Source organism: Kitasatospora sp. NPDC048722, assembly GCF_040650235.1.
Classification (GTDB): domain Bacteria; phylum Actinomycetota; class Actinomycetes; order Streptomycetales; family Streptomycetaceae; genus Kitasatospora.
Map to the genome: position 1 here is coordinate 1 of NZ_JBEZGX010000152.1, position 2,957 is coordinate 2,957.

Here is a 2,957-nt window from a genome sequence, read left to right on the forward strand (position 1 = left end):
AGCGCCACCGCCACCACACACTCCGGCCCCACACCCCGCGCCACCAGCTCCCGCGCCAGCCGGTTCGCCCGCGCGTTCAGCTCACCGAAACCCAGCTCGTGATCCCCGTCGACCACCGCCGGTGCGGAGGGCTGCTCCGCCGCCCTCGCCTCGAACACCTGGTGGGCGAGCGGGCCGGAGTCCGCGGCGCGCACGGCTCCCGTCCCGTGGGCCAGGAGGGCGGCCAGCTCGGCGGGCTCCAGGAGCTCCAGCGCGCCCACCCGGGCGTCCGGGCTCGCCACCATCCCGGCCAGCAGCCGGACGAACCGGCGCGCGAGCGTCTCCGCCGTCGAGCGGTCGAACAGGTCGGTGGCGAACTCCAGCTCGCCGCCGATCCCACCCGGCCCACCGTCACCGGTCCGGCGCTCCCAGAGGCCGGCCGCGAGGTCGAACTTGGCGTTCGGCAGGTCGACCTGGACCTCCTCGACCTCCAGCCCCGGCAGTCCGGCCTCGGACCACGCGTTGTTCTGCAGCACGAGCGCGGTCTGGAAGAGCGGGTGCCGGGCCGCCGACCGGACCGGGTTGAGCACCTCGACCAGCCGCTCGAACGGCACGTCCTGGCTGCCCAGCGCCTCCAGGTCCGCCTCCCGCACCCGGCGTACCAGTTCCCGGACGCTCGGGTCGCCGGAGACGTCGGTGCGCAGCACCAGGGTGTTGGCGAAGAACCCGACCAGGTCGTCCAGCGCCTCGTCCGACCGGCCCGCGACCACCGTGCCGACGGGGACGTCCGCCCCGGCCCCTAGGCGGGACAACAGCAGCGCCCAGCCCGCCCGCAGCACCATGAACAGCGTCGCACCGCACTCCCGCGCCAGCGCCACCAGCCCGGCGTGCACGTCGGCGGGCACCTCGACGTCCACCGTGTCGCCCGCGAAGGTCGCGACGGCGGGCCTCGGACGGTCCGACGGCAGCGCCAGCTCCTCCGGCAGTCCGGCCAGCCGCTCGCGCCAGAACCGCACCTGGCGGTCCATCACATCGCGCTCGCCGAGCACCCGGTGCTGCCAGAGCGCGTAGTCGCCGTACTGGACGGGGAGCTCGGACCAGGCCGGAGCCGCGCCGCTCGCACGTCGGGTCGTGTACGCGGCGGTCAGATCGCGCAGCAGCGGGCCCATCGACCACCCGTCGCACGCGATGTGGTGCACCACCAGCAGGAACACGTGCTCGTCCGGTGCGAGGCGGAACACCGAGGCCCGCAGCGGCAGTTCGCGCGCCAGGTCGAACTCGTGCCCGGCCGCCGCGGCGAGCCGCCCGGGCAGGTCCGCCGGGGCGCAGCCGGCCGCTTCCCACGGGACGAGCGGTTCGCCCGTCACCGGCACGACCTGCTGCCACGGCACGCCGTCCACGACCGGGAACACCGTCCGCAGGCTCTCGTGCCGGCCCACCACGTCCTCCAGCGCCGCCCGCAGCGCCGTCACGTCCAGTGCCCCCTTCAGCCGCAGCGCGGTCGGCACCGTGTACGTCGAGGCGCTCCCGGCGCCCTCCCACTCATGCAGGAACCAGAGGCGCTGCTGGGCGTACGACAAGGGCGTCCGCTCGCCCCGCTCCACCGCGACCAGCGGCTCCTGCGGCTCAGCGGTCCGCGACTGCAGCAGCGCGGCGAGCCTGGCGGCCGTCGGCGCCTGGAAGAGATCGCGGACGCCCAGCTCCACACCGAGCGCCGCCCTGGCCCGGACGAGCAGGCGGATGGCCTGGAGGGAGTGCCCGCCCAGCGCGAAGAAGTCCTCGTCCACACCGACCCCGGGCACGCCGAGGATCTCCGCGAAGAGGCCGGCGAGGAGGTCCTCGCGGGCGTCGCGCGGGGCGTGCGCGACCTGCGCGACGAGCGCGGGCGCGGGCAGCGCACGGCGGTCCACCTTGCCGTTGCCGGTCAGCGGCAGCGCCTCCAGCACCACCACCGCCGACGGCACCGCGTACTCCGGCAGCAACGACGCCGCCTCGCTGCGCACGGCGGCGGCCTCGGGTGAGGCTCCCGCGGCCGGGACGACGTAGCCGACGAGCCTCCGGTCCCCCGGACGGTCTTCCCGAACCACCGCGACCGCGGCGACGACGTCCGCGCAGCGCTCCAGCGCCGCCGACACCTCGCCGAGCTCGATCCGGAAACCGCGCACCTTCACCTGGTCGTCCGCCCGGCCCACGAAAGCGAGTTGGCCGTCCGCCGTCCACCGCACCACATCACCCGTGCGGTACATCCGCTCCCCCGGAGCACCGAACGGATCCGGCAGGAACCGCGACGCCGTCAGCCCGGGGCGCCCCAAGTAGCCACGCGCCACCTGCGCCCCGGCGAGGTAGAGCTCACCCGTCACCCCCACCGGCACCGGACGCAGCCCCGCGTCCAGCACGTAGGCCCGCGTGTTCGTCGTCGCCCGGCCCAGCACCGGCGAACCGGCCGCCGACAGGGGCGTCATCACCGTGTCGACGGTGCACTCGGCCGGTCCGTACGCGTTGTGCGCGACCAGGCCGGGCGTCGCGCGCAGCCGCTCCCACAGCGGTGCCGGGAGCGCCTCACCGCCCAGGAGCAGGGTCCGTACGACGGGCTGCCCGTCGGCCGGATCCGGCTGGAGCAGCCCCTCCTCGGCGAGTTCCGTCGCGTAGGCGGGTGTGGTGTCCAGCAGGTCTACGCCCGCGCGGCGCAGCTCCGCCACGGCGGCGGCGCCGTCCCGACGGGTCTCCTCGTCCAGCACGTACAGCTCGTGCCCGAGGAACAGCGCGCTCAGCGACTGCCAGCTCGCGTCGAAGGAGGACGACGACGTGCTCGCGACGCGGGCCCGGGAGCGGCCCGTCGCTGCGAGGTGGTCGGCCAGCACCGAGCCGTCGAGGTGCCGGGCGAGGTTGGCGAGGCCGGCGTGCGGGACCTGGACGGCCTTGGGGGTACCGGTGGACCCGGAGGTGTAGATCAGGTAGGCGGCGTTCTGCGGGTGGAC

The 2,957-nt window shown here is 75.3% G+C and carries 1 protein-coding gene; it reads right to left on the bottom strand.

The genetic code is table 11. The annotated features are described in order from the left end of the window. Positions 1-2,957 (bottom strand): condensation domain-containing protein (locus AB0C76_RS41190; protein ID WP_359975872.1); only part of this gene is annotated, 2,957 nt, incomplete at both ends.